At 71.2% G+C, this 17,704-nt stretch carries 16 protein-coding genes and 1 pseudogene; 14 read left to right on the top strand and 3 right to left on the bottom strand.

What is annotated here, in order from left to right:
- Complete coding sequence (locus ACFF45_RS26125; RefSeq protein ID WP_381348916.1) at positions 1–729, top strand: glycerophosphodiester phosphodiesterase; 729 nt, start codon at positions 1–3, stop codon at positions 727–729.
- Here the strand turns inward: ACFF45_RS26125 and ACFF45_RS26120 are convergent.
- Positions 638–1,084: a radical SAM protein gene (locus ACFF45_RS26120; RefSeq protein ID WP_381348914.1), complete on the bottom strand. Its 447-nt coding sequence runs from the start codon at positions 1,082–1,084 to the stop codon at positions 638–640. The two genes, ACFF45_RS26125 and ACFF45_RS26120, sit on opposite strands and share 92 nt — an antisense overlap.
- A gap of 72 nt (positions 1,085–1,156) precedes the next feature.
- Positions 1,157–1,420: a hypothetical protein gene (locus tag ACFF45_RS26115; RefSeq protein ID WP_381348913.1), complete on the bottom strand. Its 264-nt coding sequence runs from the start codon at positions 1,418–1,420 to the stop codon at positions 1,157–1,159.
- Positions 1,421–1,986: 566 nt separating this feature from the next.
- Between ACFF45_RS26115 and ACFF45_RS26110 the strand changes: the two genes are divergently transcribed.
- From ACFF45_RS26110 to ACFF45_RS26070, 9 genes are all read left to right on the top strand, one after another.
- Positions 1,987–3,036 (top strand): RidA family protein, encoded by a 1,050-nt coding sequence (locus ACFF45_RS26110; RefSeq protein WP_381348912.1) that lies wholly within the window; start codon positions 1,987–1,989, stop codon positions 3,034–3,036.
- Positions 3,033–4,439, top strand: a complete 1,407-nt coding sequence (locus ACFF45_RS26105; RefSeq protein WP_381348911.1) for a radical SAM protein — start codon at positions 3,033–3,035, stop codon at positions 4,437–4,439. Before ACFF45_RS26110 ends, ACFF45_RS26105 begins: the two co-directional genes overlap by 4 nt.
- Positions 4,439–5,770: a chorismate-binding protein gene (locus tag ACFF45_RS26100; protein WP_381348910.1), complete on the top strand. Its 1,332-nt coding sequence runs from the start codon at positions 4,439–4,441 to the stop codon at positions 5,768–5,770. The genes ACFF45_RS26105 and ACFF45_RS26100 overlap by 1 nt, the downstream gene beginning before the upstream one ends.
- Before the next feature lie 34 nt (positions 5,771–5,804).
- Complete coding sequence (locus ACFF45_RS26095; RefSeq protein WP_381348908.1) at positions 5,805–7,592, top strand: carbamoyltransferase family protein; 1,788 nt, start codon at positions 5,805–5,807, stop codon at positions 7,590–7,592.
- Positions 7,593–7,596: 4 nt separating this feature from the next.
- Positions 7,597–9,399, top strand: a complete 1,803-nt coding sequence (locus tag ACFF45_RS26090; protein WP_381348906.1) for an anthranilate synthase family protein — start codon at positions 7,597–7,599, stop codon at positions 9,397–9,399.
- Complete coding sequence (locus ACFF45_RS26085; RefSeq protein ID WP_381348905.1) at positions 9,396–10,727, top strand: hypothetical protein; 1,332 nt, start codon at positions 9,396–9,398, stop codon at positions 10,725–10,727. Before ACFF45_RS26090 ends, ACFF45_RS26085 begins: the two co-directional genes overlap by 4 nt.
- On the top strand, positions 10,711–10,878 hold the full coding sequence (locus ACFF45_RS26080) for a hypothetical protein (RefSeq protein WP_381348903.1): 168 nt from the start codon (positions 10,711–10,713) through the stop codon (positions 10,876–10,878). The genes ACFF45_RS26085 and ACFF45_RS26080 overlap by 17 nt, the downstream gene beginning before the upstream one ends.
- 551 nt (positions 10,879–11,429) lie before the next feature.
- Complete coding sequence (locus ACFF45_RS26075; RefSeq protein ID WP_381348902.1) at positions 11,430–11,741, top strand: hypothetical protein; 312 nt, start codon at positions 11,430–11,432, stop codon at positions 11,739–11,741.
- 117 nt (positions 11,742–11,858) lie between these two features.
- Positions 11,859–12,377, top strand: coding sequence for a YbaK/EbsC family protein (locus tag ACFF45_RS26070; RefSeq protein WP_381348901.1), 519 nt, complete (start codon positions 11,859–11,861; stop codon positions 12,375–12,377).
- A 163-nt stretch (positions 12,378–12,540) separates the two neighbouring features.
- Here the strand turns inward: ACFF45_RS26070 and ACFF45_RS26065 are convergent, their stop codons facing one another.
- Positions 12,541–13,980 carry a gamma-aminobutyraldehyde dehydrogenase gene (locus ACFF45_RS26065; RefSeq protein ID WP_381348900.1) on the bottom strand — a complete coding sequence of 480 codons (1,440 nt, stop codon included), beginning with the start codon at positions 13,978–13,980 and terminating at the stop codon, positions 12,541–12,543.
- A 164-nt stretch (positions 13,981–14,144) separates the two neighbouring features.
- On the opposite strand from ACFF45_RS26065, the gene ACFF45_RS26060 reads away from it, so the two are divergent.
- The 4 genes and pseudogenes from ACFF45_RS26060 to ACFF45_RS26045 form a co-directional block, all read left to right on the top strand.
- Positions 14,145–14,693, top strand: coding sequence for an Lrp/AsnC family transcriptional regulator (locus ACFF45_RS26060; RefSeq protein WP_381348899.1), 549 nt, complete (start codon positions 14,145–14,147; stop codon positions 14,691–14,693).
- 2 nt (positions 14,694–14,695) lie between these two features.
- Positions 14,696–16,060, top strand: a complete 1,365-nt coding sequence (locus ACFF45_RS26055; protein WP_381348898.1) for an aspartate aminotransferase family protein — start codon at positions 14,696–14,698, stop codon at positions 16,058–16,060.
- Positions 16,061–16,290: 230 nt separating this feature from the next.
- Positions 16,291–17,031, top strand: coding sequence for an ABC transporter ATP-binding protein (locus tag ACFF45_RS26050; RefSeq protein WP_381348897.1), 741 nt, complete (start codon positions 16,291–16,293; stop codon positions 17,029–17,031).
- Positions 17,013–17,704 (top strand): annotated as a pseudogene (locus ACFF45_RS26045) (hypothetical protein); the annotation flags it as partial. The gene ACFF45_RS26050 and the pseudogene ACFF45_RS26045, both read left to right, overlap by 19 nt.

Raw genomic sequence — 17,704 nt, 5'->3', positions numbered from 1 at the left:
ATGCCGAACGTGACCGCCGTGGCCCACCGCGGTGCCCCCTACCACTTCCGTGAGAACACGATCGACTCGCTGCGTTCCGCGCTCCGCCTGGGCGCGGACGCGGTGGAGGTCGACGTACGGCTGACCCGGGACGGGGTGCCGGTGCTGCTGCACGACGAGACGCTGAAGCGGCTGTGGGAGCACGACCGGCCGCTGCTGTCGCTCTCCTCCGACGAGGTGCGGGAGGTGACGGCGGGCCGGGTGCCGACGCTCGCCGAGGCCCTCCTGGCGACCGGCGGCCACCGGGTGATGCTCGACCTGCCGGGCACGCCCGACGTGCGGGCGGCACGCCGGGTGGTGGACGTCGTCCGGGAGTGCGGGGCGGCGGAGCGGGTGTACTACTGCGCGGGCGCCGGCGCGATGCTCGCGGTCCGCGCCGCCGACCCGGCCGCCGAGATCGCCCTCACCTGGACGACCCTGGCCCCACCGCGCCCGGCGCTGCTGGACGCGGTGCGCCCGCGCTGGCTCAACTACCGCTGGGCCCTGGTGAGCCGCGCTCTGGCCGCCCGCGTCCACCGGGACGGCTACCTGCTGTCCGTGTGGACCCCCGACACCCGCCGCGCCATGCGCCGCCTGCTCGCCCTGGGCGTCGACTCCATCACCACCAATCGCGTCGACGCCCTGTGCGCCCTGCGCACGGGCCGGCCGCCGCTCGCGCGCGGCGCGGAGCACCCCCCGCGCCGGCACTGAGGGACGGCGCGGACCGGCGCGTCACCGCCCGCCGCGGCCGCCGGCCGCGAGCGACGGCGGCCGAGCGGAAGCGGCCGAGCGGAAGCGGACCGGCAGAGGCGGCCGAGCGGCCGGTCCGGGCCGAGTCGTGCCCGAAGATCAGGTCGACCGACAGATTGTCGATCCCCCGGTCGGCCGGTATGGACAGCAGCTTGTCCACGTCCGCGGCCGTGTGACCCCGGTTGAGCTTGAGGATGCGGTCCTCCATGGACTGCACGCCGAAGACCCAGCGGTTGACGCCGCCCTCGGCGATGGCGTCCAGCCGGTCCCGGTAGTCCGGGGCGTCGATCACGCTCGCATGCAGCTCGAAGGTCATCTCGGTCTCGCCGGTGACGCGGACCGCGTTCCGCAGCTCGGCGAAGACCTCGGCGAGCTGCGGGGCGCTGAGCTACGAGGGGGTGCCGCCGCCGAAGTACACGGTCTGGGCGAGCGGGTGGCCGGTCAGCTCACCGGTGCCGCGCAACTCCCGGTGGAGCGCGTGCAGGTAGCGCTCGACCCGCTGCCCGCGCGGCGGGATCTCCTTCGCGAAGTGGCAGAAGGTGCGGCGCTGTTCGCAGAAGGATGTGCGCGGATAGACGCTGCACCGGTCGGTGGCGTGCGGCAGGAACTCCTCGGGCTCCACCGAGCCCATCGCCTTGAGTGGCGGATACATGCCGATCAAGTAGTAGTTCTCGATCGGCTGGAGAATTCCCCAATTTCCAGCGTGGACAGCGGCAGGGTGTCGACAGAAGCACGCGCTTCGTCAATGACCTGCTGGAAGGACGGAAATAAGCCGGAGTGCCTGTTGCTCAACCGCCCGCTCCCTGCGGGGCCACCCTGACAGGGCGGCGAATTCCGACAGCAGTGAACCGGTCAACTCGCTCAAGGGAACGATGGCGCCGAGCGGCCTGTCAACCCCGGACCCGCGACAAGCCGGGCCGGTCCGCATGTCAAAGTCTCGCAAAGTTTCCCCGTCCCGCGCCCGCCCGTCTGGGAGCGCTCCCCCTAGGATGACGGGGGTACCGGCCCGTCAGGGCCCGCTCCGACGCCGGCCCGGCCCGGCCGCCGCGGGCCACCCCGGTCGCCGGCGAACGGCGCCACCTGCACGAAGCGACGGACCCCCCAGCTTCTCCAGGAGCGAGGGAGCAAGTCCGTTGACCGAAAGTGTCCTGTACGCGGGTTTTCCCGAATACGCCGTGCATTGATCGGCTTCTCCGCGAAGCTCAGGGGGACATTTCCATGCGTGTAAACAGTTTCCGGGGCCGGGCCTACGACGAGGTATTCGCCACCTGCGAACTGCCGGCCGCTCCCGGTACCGGTGATCTGTCCGGGGCGCTCGACCGGTTTCATCGGCGCACCGGCGGCACACCGCTGAACGCGGTGGTCTTCGGCACCCTGGGCGCCCGGCCCGGGACCCTGCCGGGCGTTCCCGCGATTTACGCGGGCGACCAGTACCCGAGGGACACCCCGGCGGCCGCGCTGGAGCTGCGCGGCATCGTGCCCACCGGCCCCGGCGTCACCGTCGACACCTCCTGGCCGGGCGCGGTGACGGTGCGCGCCGACGGCACGACCCGCCTGCTGTGCGCGGTGCACCGGGCCGCCGGGACCTCCTTCGTCCGGCAGGCGACGGACGCCTTCGAGACGGTCGCCGAGGCACTCGCCCGGGCCGGCCTCACACCCCGCCACATCGGCCGCACGTGGTACTTCATCAGCGACATCGACGTCCACTACGACGACTTCAACACCGTCCGCAACACCTACTTCGACGCCTGGGGACTCACCCGCTACCCGGCCAGCACCGGCATCGGCGCGGCGCTGCCCGGGGACGCGCTGATCAGCGTGCTGGTCGAGGCCACCGACGCGGACGACGGCGAGTTCGGCACCTTCGACACCGGACTGCAGTGCCCGCCGGTCAGCTACGGCCCCCGGTTCGTGCGGGCCAACGAGTCGCTCGCCAACGGCCTGCGCACCGTCAACGTCTCGGGCATCTCCAGCGTGACCCGTGACGGGTCCTCGCTCAGCGGTGATCTCGGCGCGCTGGTGGACCACACCATGCGGTCCTTCTTCGACCTGCTGGCGACCACCGGCATGACACCGCCGGACATCGCCTCGGCGTACGTCTACTGCAAGGGCGACGAGGTGCGGGCCGCCTTCGAACGGTACGCCCGGGAGCGGGGACTCGGCTTCCCCCGCCTGGTGAACCACGTCGACGTGTGCCGCCCGGACCTGGTGCTGGAGATCGAGGCCAGGGCCGTACGGCCCGCTGCGCCGACGGAGAGCCCGTCGTGACCGTCGTCATCATCGACAACTACGACTCCTTCACCCACAACCTGGCGCACCGCGTCGCCGAGGGCGGGCGGTCCTTCCGGGTGGTGCGCAACAACGCGACGCTGGAGGAGATCGGGCAGCCGGAGGGGGTCACCGGCCTCACCCCGGAGGAGCTGTGGGACGGGAGCACCGTCTTCCCGTTCAACCTGTACATCCACATCCCGTTCTGCCGGCAGAAGTGCAGCTTCTGCTACTACAGCGTCGCCGTCGTGCAGGACGACACGCAGGTCATCTGGGACTATCTGCGCTGCCTGGAGAAGGAGGCGCGGCGCTACCGGCCGGCGGTGGCCGGCCGGAAGGTCGAGACCGTCTTCGTCGGGGGCGGCACCCCCAGCCGCCTCGACGAGGAGCAGATCCACTTCCTGTTCGACCGGGTCATCGGCCAGTTCGACCTCTCCGAGTGCCGGGAGATCACCTACGAGTGCTCCCCCGACTCGGCGACCCGCGACCGCATCCGGGTGATGGCCGAGCGCGGCGTCAACCGGCTGTCCATGGGCGTGCAGAGCCTCGACCCGGAGATCCTGCGCAAGTCCCGGCGCAACGACAGCCCGGACGAGGTCGTCACGACGTACGACAACATGGTCGCCAGCGGCGTCCCCAACGTGAACATCGACCTGATCGCGGGCATCGAGCGCGAGGCGTTCGACAACATGGAACGCACCATGGACGCGGTCGCCGCGCTGGACCCGGTCCCCACCCAGATCACCCTGTTCACGCTGTCCGTCCGGGAGGGGTCGATCAACAGGACGACCCTGCGCGCGGAGGAACCGAGCGACCTGTTCCGGCGCAGCCTGGCGCTGTACCGGTACGCCAAGCGCCGGATGGCGGCCCTCGGCTACTGGCAGTACTCGCGCAACCTCTTCCCCCGCGACGACTGGATCTTCCACTACCAGGACAACCACTGGGGCAAGAACGGCTACGTCCTGGCGCTCGGCTCCAGCGGCTACAGCCACTCGCACGGCTACACCTACCTCAACACCTTCAACTACCGCCAGTACATGAAGAAGGTGGAGGCCGGCGAGAGCGCGGTGGAGAAGCACTACCCGCTGACCGCCGAGGAGTCCCTGCGCCGCCATCTCGTGCTCGCCATGAAGCACACGGAGCTGGACATCGACACGTTCCACTCGTTCTACCCGCCCGGGTCGCGCCCGCTGGACCGCTTCGACACGGCCTTCGCGGCGCTGGAGGACCTGGGGATCATCACGCGCGACGAGCGGACCATCCGCTACCGGCCCGAGTACGCCGACCTCACCGACCGCTTCGTGCGGCTGTTCTACTCCGAGGAGGCGAACGGACGGATCCGCGGCGAACGCCGGCAGGACCTGCACCTGGTGCGCCGCGACGCGTTCGGCTTCACGGTCTGATGCCGGCACCGTCCCGCGTCGGACCCCGCGCCCGGTCCGGCGAGCCCTTCGGCGGCGCGCCGTACCGGCTGCTGCGGCTGATGGAGGAGCGCTTCGCCGACGTGTTCTGCTACCGGCTGACCGGCCCCGACGGCCGCCGGCAGCTGCTGCTGGCCGTCCTCGACGAGGTGCGCACGGTCACGGAGCACGGGCCGCTGCCGCCCGCGCGGCTGGCCGGCGCGCTCGACGAGGCGCAGTGCGCGGCCGACGCGGCCGCGGCCGGCGAGCCCTTCGTCGGGGACGTCGTCTTCGCGCTCTCCCACGACCTCCAGTGGAGCCTGCGGCCGCCGGAACTGCCGGCCGCGCCGGCCGCGGCCCGGCCGCGCGACCCCCTGGCGGTCCTGGCCAGGATCGGCTCGGCGGCGGTCTACGACGAGACCGGGGGGATGCCGCGGACCCACGGGCGGCACGCGGAGGAGTTGCTGGACCTCGCCCGCGGCTGTGCCGCGCCGGCCGGGTCCGACCTCCCGCCGGGCCCCGGCGAGCCGCTGACCCGGGTGGTGAGCGGGCTCGACGCGGACCGGTACGCGCGGCAACTGGCGCTCGCCAGGCGCTACTTCGACAAGGGTGACGTCTACCAGGCGGTGATCTCGGTCCAGGTGCGGGTCCGCCCGTACGCCCCGGTCCACACGTACTTCGCGACGATCGCCGGGCGCTACGACTCGGCGACGTACGCGTACTGGCTGTCGGCGGCCGGCACCCGGATCTTCGGCGCCTGCTCGCTGCCGCACGTCACCGTCGCGGGCGACCGGATGGCGACCCGGGTCTTCGCCGGGACCGCGGGCGCGGACGACGGGTCCGGCGCCGAGATCCGGCGGCTGCGCGAGGATCCCAAGTACTTCAGCGAGCACGTGATGCTGGTGGACCTGGAGCGCAACGACATCGGCGCGCTCGCCCTGCCGGGCCGGGTGCGGGTCGAGCGGCTGCTGCGACCGCTGGTCATCGGGCCGACCACCTACCTGGCCACGGACGTCCTCGGCGACCTGCCGCCGGGGACCGGGCTCGGCGCGTGCCTGCTCGGCACGTTCCCGCGCGGTGTGGTCGTGGGGGCGCCGAAACTGCGCGCGCAGGAGGTCGTGGCGGAGATCGAGGAGCGGCCCCGCGGCTTCTACTCCGGGGCGCTGGGGATCTACCGGGCCGCGACCCGCGAGGTGGTGTCCAACACCATCGTCACCTGCGGCGAGGCCGACGGCGACGAGACCGTGCTCAGCTGCGGCGGAGGCGTGACGAACGAGTCGACGGCCGAGCAGGAACTGTCCGAACTGGACCTGAAACTCGCCTACCTGCGTTGACGACCCGCTCGACCACGAAAGGGGAACAGCCGCATTGATCACCGTCGGATACAACGGATTCACCGGCTCCGCCGAGCTGTTCGGCCGCCTCTACCGGCGCGCGGGCAGGGACCGCAACCGGGTCCTGGGCCATGACGCCGGCGCCTGCGTCTTCGTGGACGGCGAACTGGTCGCCGCGGTGGAGGAGGAGAGGCTCTCCCGGCGGAAGCGGACCTCCGACTTCCCGGTCCGGGCCCTGGAGTGGTGCCTGCGCGACGCCGAGATCGAGCCGGACGACGTCGACCACTACGCCTTCCCCTGGGACTTCTCCGACCGGGTGATGGACGAGCAGCTCGGCGACATCGTGGCCGGCCCGGGTTCCGCGGCGGACAAGTTCGACGCGCTGGCCCGGCTGAGCGAGCTGTACACCTCCCTGGTGTCGCGCGAGGCCGTCCTCGCCGACCTGCGCGACCGCACCGGGGTGGCCGTCCCGGCGGAGAAGCTGCTGCTGGTGCCGCACCACCTGGCCCATCTGATGTGCGGTCACTACCTGTCGGGCGGCGGGGACGCCGCCTTCCTGGTCACCGACGGCCGGGCCGAGCACCACTCGTCGATCACGGGGGAGGTGCGGGACGGGCGGATCACCGTCTTCGAGGAGTCCGCGATCCCCATCCGGCACTCCCTCGGCCTGCTCTACAGTAAGGTCACCCGCTATCTGGGGTTCATGCCCAACAACGACGAGTACAAGGTGATGGGGCTGAGTGCCTTCGCCTCCGCTCCGGCGGGTGTCAATCCGTTGTTGCAGCACGTCGTGAAACTGCTGCCCGGCGGGCGCTACGAGCTGTCCTTCGACAACGTCCTGCTGGACACCCAGTCGTACTACGCCTGCTTCGACCGGATCTTCGACCGGCAGGGTCCGCGCGACGACTGGGACTTCCAGGTCCGGGTGGCCCGGTGGGCGCAGGACACCGTGGAGGCCGTCACCGCCCACCAGCTGGCCCACCTGGAGACCCGGACCTCCCTGCCGCGGCTGCTGGTGGAGGGCGGGGTGGCGCTGAACTGCGTCAACAACACGAAGTTACTGGAGCGTTCGTCCTTCACCGAGCTGGACGTGAGCTTCGGCGCGAGCGATCCCGGGGTGGCGATCGGGGCCGGCTTCTATCCGTGCTTCCTCGCGGGGAAGCGGCCGCGCGGCGCGGCCACGCCGTACCTCGGGCCGTCGTACGGCTCCGGGGCCGCGGAGGCGGCGCTGCGCGCGGTCGGTGACCGGGTGCGCTGGGAGCGGCTGCCGCGGGAGCAACTGATCGCCCGCACCGCCCGGTTGCTGCGCGAGAAGGTGGTCGTCGGCTGGTTCCGGGGCCGGGTGGAGTACGGGCCGCGGGCCCTGGGGCACCGCAGCATCCTGGCCAACCCCTCGTTCCCCGACATCCGGGACATCATCAACATCCGGGTGAAGAAGCGGGAGACCTTCCGGCCGTTCGCCCCCATGGTGCTGGAATCCGTGGCGCCCCGGGTCTTCGAGATGGGGAAGAAGAAAACCTCACCTCATATGACCTTCGTATTTCCGGTCAAGAAGGAGTACGGCGACCTGGCCAGCGGGGCGATCCACGTCGACGGCACGGGCCGCATTCAGACGATTTCCGCGCAGCAGGAACCCGCTCTCGCGGAGCTGCTCCGGATATTCGAGCAGGAGACGGGCGTACCCTGCCTGCTGAATACTTCTTTCAATGTCGCAGAAGAGCCGATAGTATCCTCGCCCGAGGATGCGCTGCGCTGCTTCCTCGGCACCGCAATGGACCATCTGGTCCTGGAAGATTTCCTTGTCCGCAAGATCGAGAGATAAAAATATGTCCGCTACGGCCACTGTCCACGCCAGGCCTTTCTGCCTCTACCGCCGGGACGGGGTCACCCGCCTCGCCACCGGCGAGATCCACCGCGTCGAGCTGCTGGAGGACCTGCCCCGGCCGACCGGTCTGCCGGTCATCAGCATGGTGCCGTACGCGCAGCTGAAGGAGCGCGGCTTCGTGCTGCACGACGGCGGCGAACCCGTCATCGCCCTGGTCGCCGACGAGTGCCGCGAGGTGGACCTGGACGAGCTCATGGACAGTGCCGAGCCGGACTTCACGGTCGGCGACGTCGTTTTCGACGTGAGCGACGAGGAATTCACCGACATCATCCGCCGGGTCGTCGAGGACGAGATCTGCCGGGGCGAGGGATCGAATTTCCTGATCTCCCGGCGCGGCCGGGTGCATATCGAGGGATTCAATGCGGACGTCGCGCGGGCCGTGTTCCGGCGGCTGGTCCGCAATGAACTGGGCGCCTATCTGACGTTCTGCTTCTTCGACGGCGAGAAGTATTTCATCGGCTCGTCGCCCGAACGGCACATCTCTTTCACGGGCGACACGGTGGTGATGAACCCGATCTGCGGCACGCTGCCCAAGACGGCCCTGCACAGCCGTTCCGACCTCATCGAGTTCCTGACCGACCCGAAGGAGATCAACGAGCTGTTCCAGGTCGTCGACGAGGAACTGAAGATGATGGCCCGGATCTGCTCGGAGGGAGGTGTGGTCAAGGGTCCCTATCTCAAGGAGATGGGCTCGCTCGTCCACACCGAGTACTTCCTCGAGGGCCACAGCCGGATGGACAAGATCGACGCGTTCCGCGACTCCATGTTCGCGGCCACGATGATCGGCAGCCCGCTGGAGAACGCGGCCCGGATCATCCACAAGTACGAGCGCGAGTCGCGCCGTTACTACTCGTCGGCGATCATGGTGCACGGCCTGGACCAGACCGGCGCGGAGTACCTGGACAGCGCCATCACCATCCGCACGATGGAGGTCTCCGCGACCGGCGACGCCATCCTGCAGAGCGGTTGCAGCGTGGTACGGGACTCCTCCCCCGAGAAGGAGACCAAGGAGGTCCAGGCCAAGATCGCCGGCCTGCTCAGGGCCCTGCACAGCACCGAGAGCACCCAGCCGGTGCTCGACCGGTACGTCGACGACCACGTCGAGCGCATCCTGCAGTCGCGCAACACCTACCTGTCCCGCTTCTGGACCGACGACCAGCAGGGCAGCGTGCTGACCGAGGCGCCGGCCCGCAAGTCCGTCCTCATCGTCGACAACGAGGACGAGTTCACCCACATGCTCGGGCACGTCCTGAAGTACCTGGGGCTGGAGGTGACCGTCCGCGACTACGACGACCCCGGACTGGACCTGTCCGCCGCCGATCTGGTGCTGATCGGCCCGGGCCCCGGCGACCCCCGCGACGACACCGACCCCAAGATGCGCCGGGTGCGCGAGCTGGTCGGCGAACTGCTGGAGTCCCGGGCCACGTTCATCGCCGTCTGCCTCGGCCACCAGATCGTCTCCCAGCACCTGGGCATGGAGGTCGTCCGGGTCGATCCGCCGCTCCAGGGCGTGCAGCAGCAGGTGGACCTCTTCGGCCAGCACGAGCCGGTGGGCTTCTACAACACCTTCTTCGTCGAGCGGCCCGAGATCGCGCCGGCCGGGGTGGAGATCGCCGGAACGCCCGACGGCCGGATCGTCGCGATGCGCTCCGAGAACTTCTGCACCTTCCAGTTCCACGTCGAGTCCCTGCTCACCAGCAACTGCGTGTCGATTCTCCGAAGGGCACTCGAATGGCTCCGGTGACGTTATCCCTGGCCGGCCGGTATTCCGAGAAGGTCCTGCTGATATCGGGACTCTCCGCCGACGGGCGGGCCGAGCTGTACAAGTTCGTCGACTTCGCCGCCGGGCTGGTGCACGAGACGCGCGTTCCCGTGGACGAACTCCGCGACCGCCAACTGGACGTCATCAAGGACGGGTTGGCCGGAACCGAGCTGCCGTACGGGCACACCGCTCCGGAACAGCTGCTCGGTTACTTCATGCATCCGCACGAATTCGTGCAGACCACGGCCGGTGACATCGTCGTCTCCTTCAAGCAGGCTCCGTACGTACGGGTTCTCGGCAGCCGGGAGGAACGGTTGTGGCCCGCCCCGGAGAAACTCGACTACGGCCGGATGCTCAGCTCGACGAACTGCGAGACGGCACCCGGGGTCGTCGGCCTCACCGCCGTCGCGTCGGCCGACCGCTTCGCCCGCTACCGGGGCGGCGCGGACCTCATCGGGTGCGAACTGCTCACCTACGAACCGGCCACCGGCGTCGAGCGCCGTGTCGACGCGGTGCGGCCCTTCATCCGGGACACCCTGCACCAGCTCCAGTACTCCCCGGCCGGGTACCACGTCGGCGTGGACATGGGCCTGGAGGCGGACGTCGCCGCCGCGGGCTTCCGCGACGCGCCCGGCACCCCCTTCGACGTCGACGCCTATGCGCGGGCCCCGTTCCCGCGGTCCGGCTTCTTCGTCCGGGACGAGCGCACCGGCACCACGACCACCCATGTGCCGCAGACCTCCTGCGCCGCCCACGCCGAGATCGACCCGGTCGACCCGGCCGTGTTCTACGTCTCCTGCCACAACATCTCCAAGTGGCGGAACAACGTGGTCGTGCACGGCCCGGGCGCGCTGGAGAAGTACCGCTGGAGCCCGCGGGGCGTCACCCGGCTCGGCCGGTTCACCGACCCGGGGTTCCTGCGGGTCACCTCCCAGGCGCTGTTCGAGCGGGACGGCGAGACGTTCATCGCCGTGCCCGCCTTCCCCAACGCCTTCTACCTGCTCGACTCGGACCTGAACGTGGTCCGCCGGACCGTGCTGTTCGAGGACGAGGTGCCCGAGCCGCCGTTCGTCTGCGCCAAGAACACCCCGGCCCCGCTCTACCTCGCCGTCGCCGAGGACACCCGGCACGCCTTCCTGACCGGCGCGAGCGAACTCTTCGTCGTGGACCTCGACGACTGCACCCTCGTGGACCGGGTCCGCTTCTGCGAACCCGGTTCCTTCCTGGCCACCGCTCACGTCGATCTCGTCGCACGGTCCGCCGCGGTCCGGCGGCTCGTCCAGGGAGCCGCCGATGAGCGAGCCGCGTGATCCGCCCGTCCGGATCCGGGACGGCGACGAGCCGCGCAACGCCACGGAGCTGCTGCTGCGGGGCATCTGCCTGGCCGAGCCGCCCGTCACCGGCGTCGGCGTCCACGACGACTTCTTCGCGTCGACCCGCCCGGCCGCCGGGCACCGGTGACCCTGGCACCCCGGCCGCCACCGGTGCCCCTGGCCACGAACCTCGGCACCACCGTCGCGCCGCTGCTGGGGGCGGTGCTCGCCGCCGTGTCGTATCCGCTGCTGTTCTGGGTGGAGGCCGTCGCCGCCCTGGCGTGCGCGGTCATCAGCTGGTGGGCGATCCCGCCGGCCGGCCCCCGGCGCGGGCGCCGACGGCGCGGCCCGGGCGGGTCCGGCTACCTGGCGGTGGTCCGGGACGTCCGCTTCCTGGTCTGCGTCCTGGGGATGCCGCTCTACGCGGCGCATCCAGTACGTCGCCGTCCTGCCGCTGGCCGTGCGGGACGCCGGGTGGCCCACCTGGGTCTACGGCGGTCTGATCGGCGTCATTGGCCTGGTGGTGATCTGCTGCGAGCTGCTGGTGACCCGGTGGACCCAGCACTGACCCCGGCGGGCCGCCGCGGCCGGCGGAATCGTGCTGGTCGCCGGTGGCGTCGCCGCGTACGCGCTGCCGCCGCACGTCGCGGTGTTCACGGTGTTCGCGGTGTTCGCGGTGTTCGCGGTGGCGACGGTGGTGTGGTCGCTCGGCGAGACGGTCTGCTCGCCTACCCCGCGCACGCCGCCCGGCCGGAGCTGGTCGGCCGTTACATGGGCGCCTGGCAGGCCGCGTTCGGCGCCGGGACCGCCCTGGGGCCGGCCGTGAGGGTGGCACTGTGGAGCGCGTGGGGCGGCGCGGCCTGGCTGGTGTTCGGCGCCGTCGCGCTGCTGGCGACGGCGGCCGTCGCGGCCGGCATGCGCGCCGGCAGCGCCGTCCGCCCCGGTGACGCTTCCGAGGACGGCGCCGGCGCGGGCGGCAAGGCGCAGACGGGCGCCGACCGGGAGCCGTGAAACCGGCGGAGGGAACGGGGCGTTTCACTACGATCGCCCTGTGCCCGGAACGCGTCGGCAGACGACCGGTGCCGGATGACAGGTGCCCGATGGCAGACGACCGGTGACAGGAGAGCGATGGACGACAGGCACCCCGACGGCCGACTCCCGCTGGCCGAGCTGCTCTCGGCGCGGGGGGTCGACTTCACGGTCCATCAGCACGCCGGGATCCGCACGGCCGAGGACATCCGGTCGCGCACGTGGTTCTCCATCGAGCGGTCGGTGAAGGCCCTGGCCTTCCAGGACGACGCCGACCGGGTGGTGCTCGCCGGCCTCCCGGGACCGGCCCGGCTGCAGTACGGGCGGCTGGCCGCCGCCGTCGGCGTGCGCCGCAGCGCGCTGAAGCCGGCGGGCCCGGACGTGCTGGAGGCGCTGCGGATGGAGTCCGGCGGAGTGAGCCCCCTGTGCGGTGATCCGGCCGTCACCGTGGTCCTGGACTCCGCCGTCCCCGCGATGGGCCGGGTCTTCTGCGGCAGCGGCCGGGCCGACTGCACCCTGGAGCTGCTGGGGTCGGACATCGCGCGCTTCGCGGGCGACCCGGTGGTCTGCGAGATCGCCGCCCCGCCGGCGGCCGGCGGTGCCCGCGGGACCGGCTGACCGGGGTCCGGGCGTCCCACGCCCACGATCGCACCCGCCCCCGCACCGCACGTGCCCGCGCACACCACGGCCCCGGACACACCACGGCCCCGGACGGACCGTCCCTCCGTCCGGGGCCGAGTTCGGTGTCACCGCACGCCCGGCGGGCGCGGTGCGGGGGCGGTCAGGCCTCCAGCGACGTCATCACGTGCTTGATCCGCGTGTAGTCGTCGAATCCGTACGCCGACAGGTCCTTGCCGTAGCCGGACTTCTTGAAGCCGCCGTGCGGCATCTCGGCGACCAGCGGGATGTGGGTGTTGATCCACACGCAGCCGAAGTCGAGCTGCTTAGACATCCGCATCGCCCGGCCGTGGTCCTTGGTCCAGACGGAGGACGCGAGGGCGTACTCGACGCCGTTGGCGTACGCGACCGCCTGGTCCTCGTCACGGAAGGACTGCACGGTGATGACCGGGCCGAAGACCTCGTTCTGGACGATCTCGTCGTCCTGCTGGACGCCCGAGACGACGGTGGGCGCGAAGAAGTAGCCCGTGTCGCCGACCCGCTTGCCGCCGGCCTCGACGCGCGCGTGCGCGGGCAGCCGCTCGATGAAGCCCTCGACCTGCTTGAGCTGGCTGGGGTTGTTCAGCGGCCCGTACAGCACGTCCTCGTCGTCCGGCCGGCCGGTCTTCGTGTCGGCGGCGGCCTTGGCGAGGGCGGCGACGAACTCGTCGTGGATCGCCTCGTGGACCAGGACGCGGCAGGCCGCCGTACAGTCCTGGCCGGCGTTGAAGAAGCCCGCCACGGAGATGTCCTCGACGGCCTTGGCGATGTCGGTGTCCTCGAAGACGAGGACCGGCGCCTTGCCGCCCAGCTCCAGGTGGACCCGCTTGACGTCCTTGGCGGCGGACTCGGCGACGGACATGCCGGCGCGCACCGAGCCGGTGATGGAGGCCATCGCCGGGGTCGGGTGCTCGACCATCGCGCGGCCGGTGCCGCGGTCGCCGCAGACCACGTTGAAGACGCCCTTGGGCAGGATCGCGCCGATGATGCCGGCCATCAGCACGGTGGAGGCGGGGGTGGTGTCCGACGGCTTCAGCACCACGGTGTTGCCCGCGGCGACGGCCGGCGCGAATTTCCACACGGCCATCATCATCGGGTAGTTCCACGGCGCTACCTGCGCGCAGACGCCGACCGGCTCGCGGCGGACGATGGAGGTCAGGCCCTCCATGTACTCGCCGGCCGAGCGGCCCTCCAGCATCCGCGCCGCGCCCGCGAAGAAGCGGATCTGGTCGATCATCGGCGGGATCTCCTCGGAGCGGGTCAGCCCGACCGGCTTGCCCGTGTTCTCCACCTCGGCCGCGATGAGCTCCTCGGCGCGCTCCTCGAACGCGTCCGCGATCTTCAGGAGGGCCTTCTGCCGCTCGGCCGGGGTGGTGTCCCGCCACCCCGGGAACGCCGCCGCGGCGGCCGCCATCGCGGCGTCGACATCGGCCTGCCCGGACAGCGGCGCGGTGGCGTACGCCTCGCCGGTGACCGGGTTCACCACCTCGGTGGTCCGTCCGTCGGCGGCGTCCCGGAACTCTCCGTCGATGTAGTTGCGCAGACGACGCAGCTCGGTGCTCACTGCCGGCCCTCCAGGTTCGGTGTCCCATGGCTGAGACATCCACACTAATCGGAAGCCCCACGATTTCAACACCCCCTGCCGCGTCGAATCTGCGATATCCGCAAGATTCTCGACCACAGACGACGAATATCATCACTGTCGCCTTGCGAAACTGTCGAGACGTCGTGCACAGTGAGGCCGTGGCCAGTCGAAGCGCAGACCAGAGGAACTCGCGGGATCTCCGCGAGTCCTTCCGTGAGTCCTCCCGTGAGTCCAGGAGCGGCGGTCCCCAGCTGGACGCCGTCTCCCTCGCGATCATCGAGCAGCTCCAGGAGGACGGCCGCCGGCCGTACGCCGCCATCGGCAAGGCCGTGGGCCTGTCCGAGGCGGCCGTGCGCCAGCGCGTGCAGAAGCTCCTCGACCAGGGCGTGATGCAGATCGTCGCCGTCACGGACCCGCTCACCGTGGGTTTCCGCAGGCAGGCGATGGTCGGGATCAACGTCGAGGGCGACACGGAGTCCGTGGCCGACGCGCTGACCGGCATGTCGGAAGTGGAGTACGTGGTGATGACCGCGGGCTCGTTCGACATCCTCGCCGAGATCGTCTGCGAGGACGACGACCACCTGCTGGACGTCATCAACAAACGCATCCGGGCCCTGCCCGGCGTGCGCTCCACCGAGAGCTTCGTCTACCTCAAGCTCAAGAAGCAGACCTACATGTGGGGAACCCGATAACCGTGAGTACCAAGGACCTCAGCACATCCGCGTACGACCACCTGTGGATGCACTTCACCCGCATGTCCTCCTACGAGAACTCCCCCGTACCGACGATCGTGCGCGGCGAAGGCACCCACATCTACGACGACAGGGGCAAGCGCTACCTCGACGGTCTGGCGGGTCTGTTCGTGGTCCAGGCCGGTCACGGCCGCGTCGAGCTCGCCGAGACCGCCTTCAAGCAGGCCCAGGAGCTGGCCTTCTTCCCGGTCTGGTCGTACGCCCACCCCAAGGCCGTCGAGCTGGCCGAGCGCCTCGCCCACCACGCCCCGGGCGATCTGAACAAGGTCTTCTTCACCACCGGCGGCGGCGAGGCGGTCGAGACCGCCTGGAAGCTCGCCAAGCAGTACTACAAGCTCAAGGGCCAGCCGGCCAAGTACAAGGTCATCTCCCGCGCGGTCGCCTACCACGGCACCCCGCAGGGCGCCCTGTCCATCACCGGCCTGCCCGCCCTGAAGGCCCCCTTCGAGCCGCTCGTCCCGGGCGCGCACAAGGTGCCGAACACCAACATCTACCGCGCCCCGATCCACGGCGACGACCCCGAGGCCTTCGGCCGCTGGGCCGCCGACCAGATCGAGCAGCAGATCCTCTTCGAGGGCCCCGAGACCGTCGCCGCGGTCTTCCTGGAGCCGGTGCAGAACGCCGGCGGCTGCTTCCCGCCGCCGCCCGGCTACTTCCAGCGGGTCCGCGAGATCTGCGACCAGTACGACGTGCTGCTCGTGTCGGACGAGGTCATCTGCGCCTTCGGCCGCCTCGGCACGATCTTCGCCTGCGACAAGTTCGGCTACGTCCCGGACATGATCACCTGCGCCAAGGGCATGACCTCGGGCTACTCCCCGATCGGCGCGTGCATCGTCTCCGACCGCGTCGCCGAGCCGTTCTACAAGGGCGACAACACCTTCCTGCACGGCTACACCTTCGGCGGCCACCCCGTGTCGGCCGCGGTGGGCCTCGCCAACCTCGACCTGTTCGAGCGCGAGAACCTCACCCAGCACGTGCTGGACAACGAGGGCGCCTTCCTGCGGACCCTGCAGAAGCTGCACGACCTGCCGATCGTCGGCGACGTCCGCGGCAACGGCTTCTTCTACGGCATCGAGCTGGTGAAGGACAAGGCGACCAAGGAGTCCTTCGACGAGGAGGAGACCGAGCGCGTCCTGTACGGCTTCCTGTCCAAGGCGCTGTTCGACAACGGCCTGTACTGCCGGGCCGACGACCGCGGTGACCCGGTCGTCCAGCTCGCCCCGCCGCTGATCTCCACCCAGGAGACGTTCGACGAGATCGAGCAGATCCTGCGGGCCACGCTGACGGAGGCGTGGACGAAGCTCTGACCGCCTTCCGGTCGTCCTCGGGCCGGCCGACGCCGTGATCTTCCCTCGGGATGACCGGCCACGGCCCCGGCGCCGTCCGTTCGAGTGAGAAACGGCGGCCCGGGGCCGTGTGCTGTCCGGGACCCCGGTGACCGCTGCCTAGCGTGCCCAGTGACCGATCGGCCCAGCCTTCGTTCCCCCGCAGGAGGGAGCCGGCAGGCACATACGGATCCGAACTGAGGTGTACGCCCATGGTGGCTCCGCCGGACAACGACGTCCTCTGGGCACGCGCCCTGCACTACCAGCACCCCGACGGCTCCCCCGCGCTCTGCGGTGTCTCGCTGGGCGTCCGGGAGGGCGAGATCCTCGCCGTCACCGGACCGCGCGGCAGCGGCAAGAGCACCCTGCTGTCCTGCCTGTCCGGCCTGCTGCGTCCCCGCGACGGCGAGATCTGGTTCAACAGCGTCCCGGTGCACACCATGGGCCCGGTCGTCCGCGAACGGCTGCGCCGCGAGCGGTTCGCCTGGATCGACCCCGCCCCCGTCCTCGTACCGGAGCTGAACGTCTGGGAGAACGCCGCGCTCCCCCTGATGCTGCGCGGCGCCGGACGGCGGCAGGCCAAGACGGTCGCCCTGGAGTGGCTGGAGCGCCTCGACGTCGGCGACTGCGCGCGCAGACACCCGCAGACGCTGCGGCAGGCCGAGCGGCAGCGGGTGTGCATCGCGCGTGCGCTGGCCCCCGCACCGACGGTCCTCTTCGCCGACGAGCCCACCGCCCCGCTGCACCACGCCGACCGCGGGCACGTGCTGCGCACCCTCACCACGGCGGTCCGCTCGCACGGCATCACGGTGGTCCTCGCCACCCACGACGCGGCGACCGCGGCCCTCGCCGACCGGACGGTCGCCCTGCTGGACGGGCGGTGTGTCTCCACCGTGCACCTGCCGCCGGTCCCCGAGGCGGAAGGCCGGGCCGCGTGCTCGCTCTCCGTCTGACCCGCGGCGCCCACCCCGCCGTCCAGCTGCGCCGCCTGCTCGTCGCGACGGCGTCGGCCGGCACGGGCCTCCTGCTGCTGTGCACCCTCGGCTACGCGCTGGGCCACCCCGAGGATCCCCCCGCCGCCGTGCTCCGCCTGGCCTGGTGCACGGTTCCGCTGGCCGCCACCGTCCACTTCGCCGTCGCCGTCGCCCGCACCGACCCCGGCACCCGCCCGCGCCCCGGTCTGTCGGCGATCGGCCTGGGCCCGGCCCGCCTGATGACCGTCGCGGCCACGACGACCGCCCTGGCGACGACGCTCGGCTCGGCGCTGGCCCTCCTGCTCTTCCTGCACCTGCGCGGCGACCTCACCGGCATGCCGTTCGACGGAGCGACGGCCCGGTTCCTCGCCGCGGACCGTGCCCTGCCGGTCCCGGCGGCGCTGACCCTGCTGGCCCTGGTGCCGGCCGCCGCGTCGCTGTCGGTGGCCCTGGTCCTGCGCCCGCGCGAGACGAGCCCGCCCCCGGCGCCGGGCACGCGCCGGGCGTTCGGCCGCTGCGGGGCGTACGGGCGCGGCGGACCGCGCGCGACGTTCGGGGCGTACGGGCGTCACGGCGCGCATCCGCGGCGGGGCGCGGGCGGCAGCCGGCCGCGGGCCGCCGCCGGGCGGCAGGCGCACGCCCCGGCCGCGGG

It is taken from the genome of Streptomyces cinereospinus (assembly GCF_042430725.1).
In the GTDB taxonomy this organism is placed as follows: domain Bacteria; phylum Actinomycetota; class Actinomycetes; order Streptomycetales; family Streptomycetaceae; genus Streptomyces; species Streptomyces cinereospinus.
This window is presented reverse-complemented; position numbering and strand designations above follow the sequence as displayed.

Coding starts and splice junctions, on each gene's coding strand:
- ACFF45_RS26125 (WP_381348916.1), top strand. CDS start 1: ATGCCGAACGTGACCGCCGTGGCCCACCGCGGTGCCCCCTACCACTTC.
- ACFF45_RS26120 (WP_381348914.1), bottom strand. CDS start 1,084: ATGACCTTCGAGCTGCATGCGAGCGTGATCGACGCCCCGGACTACCGG.
- ACFF45_RS26115 (WP_381348913.1), bottom strand. CDS start 1,420: ATGTATCCGCCACTCAAGGCGATGGGCTCGGTGGAGCCCGAGGAGTTC.
- ACFF45_RS26110 (WP_381348912.1), top strand. CDS start 1,987: ATGCGTGTAAACAGTTTCCGGGGCCGGGCCTACGACGAGGTATTCGCC.
- ACFF45_RS26100 (WP_381348910.1), top strand. CDS start 4,439: ATGCCGGCACCGTCCCGCGTCGGACCCCGCGCCCGGTCCGGCGAGCCC.
- ACFF45_RS26090 (WP_381348906.1), top strand. CDS start 7,597: ATGTCCGCTACGGCCACTGTCCACGCCAGGCCTTTCTGCCTCTACCGC.
- ACFF45_RS26080 (WP_381348903.1), top strand. CDS start 10,711: ATGAGCGAGCCGCGTGATCCGCCCGTCCGGATCCGGGACGGCGACGAG.
- ACFF45_RS26070 (WP_381348901.1), top strand. CDS start 11,859: ATGGACGACAGGCACCCCGACGGCCGACTCCCGCTGGCCGAGCTGCTC.
- ACFF45_RS26050 (WP_381348897.1), top strand. CDS start 16,291: ATGGTGGCTCCGCCGGACAACGACGTCCTCTGGGCACGCGCCCTGCAC.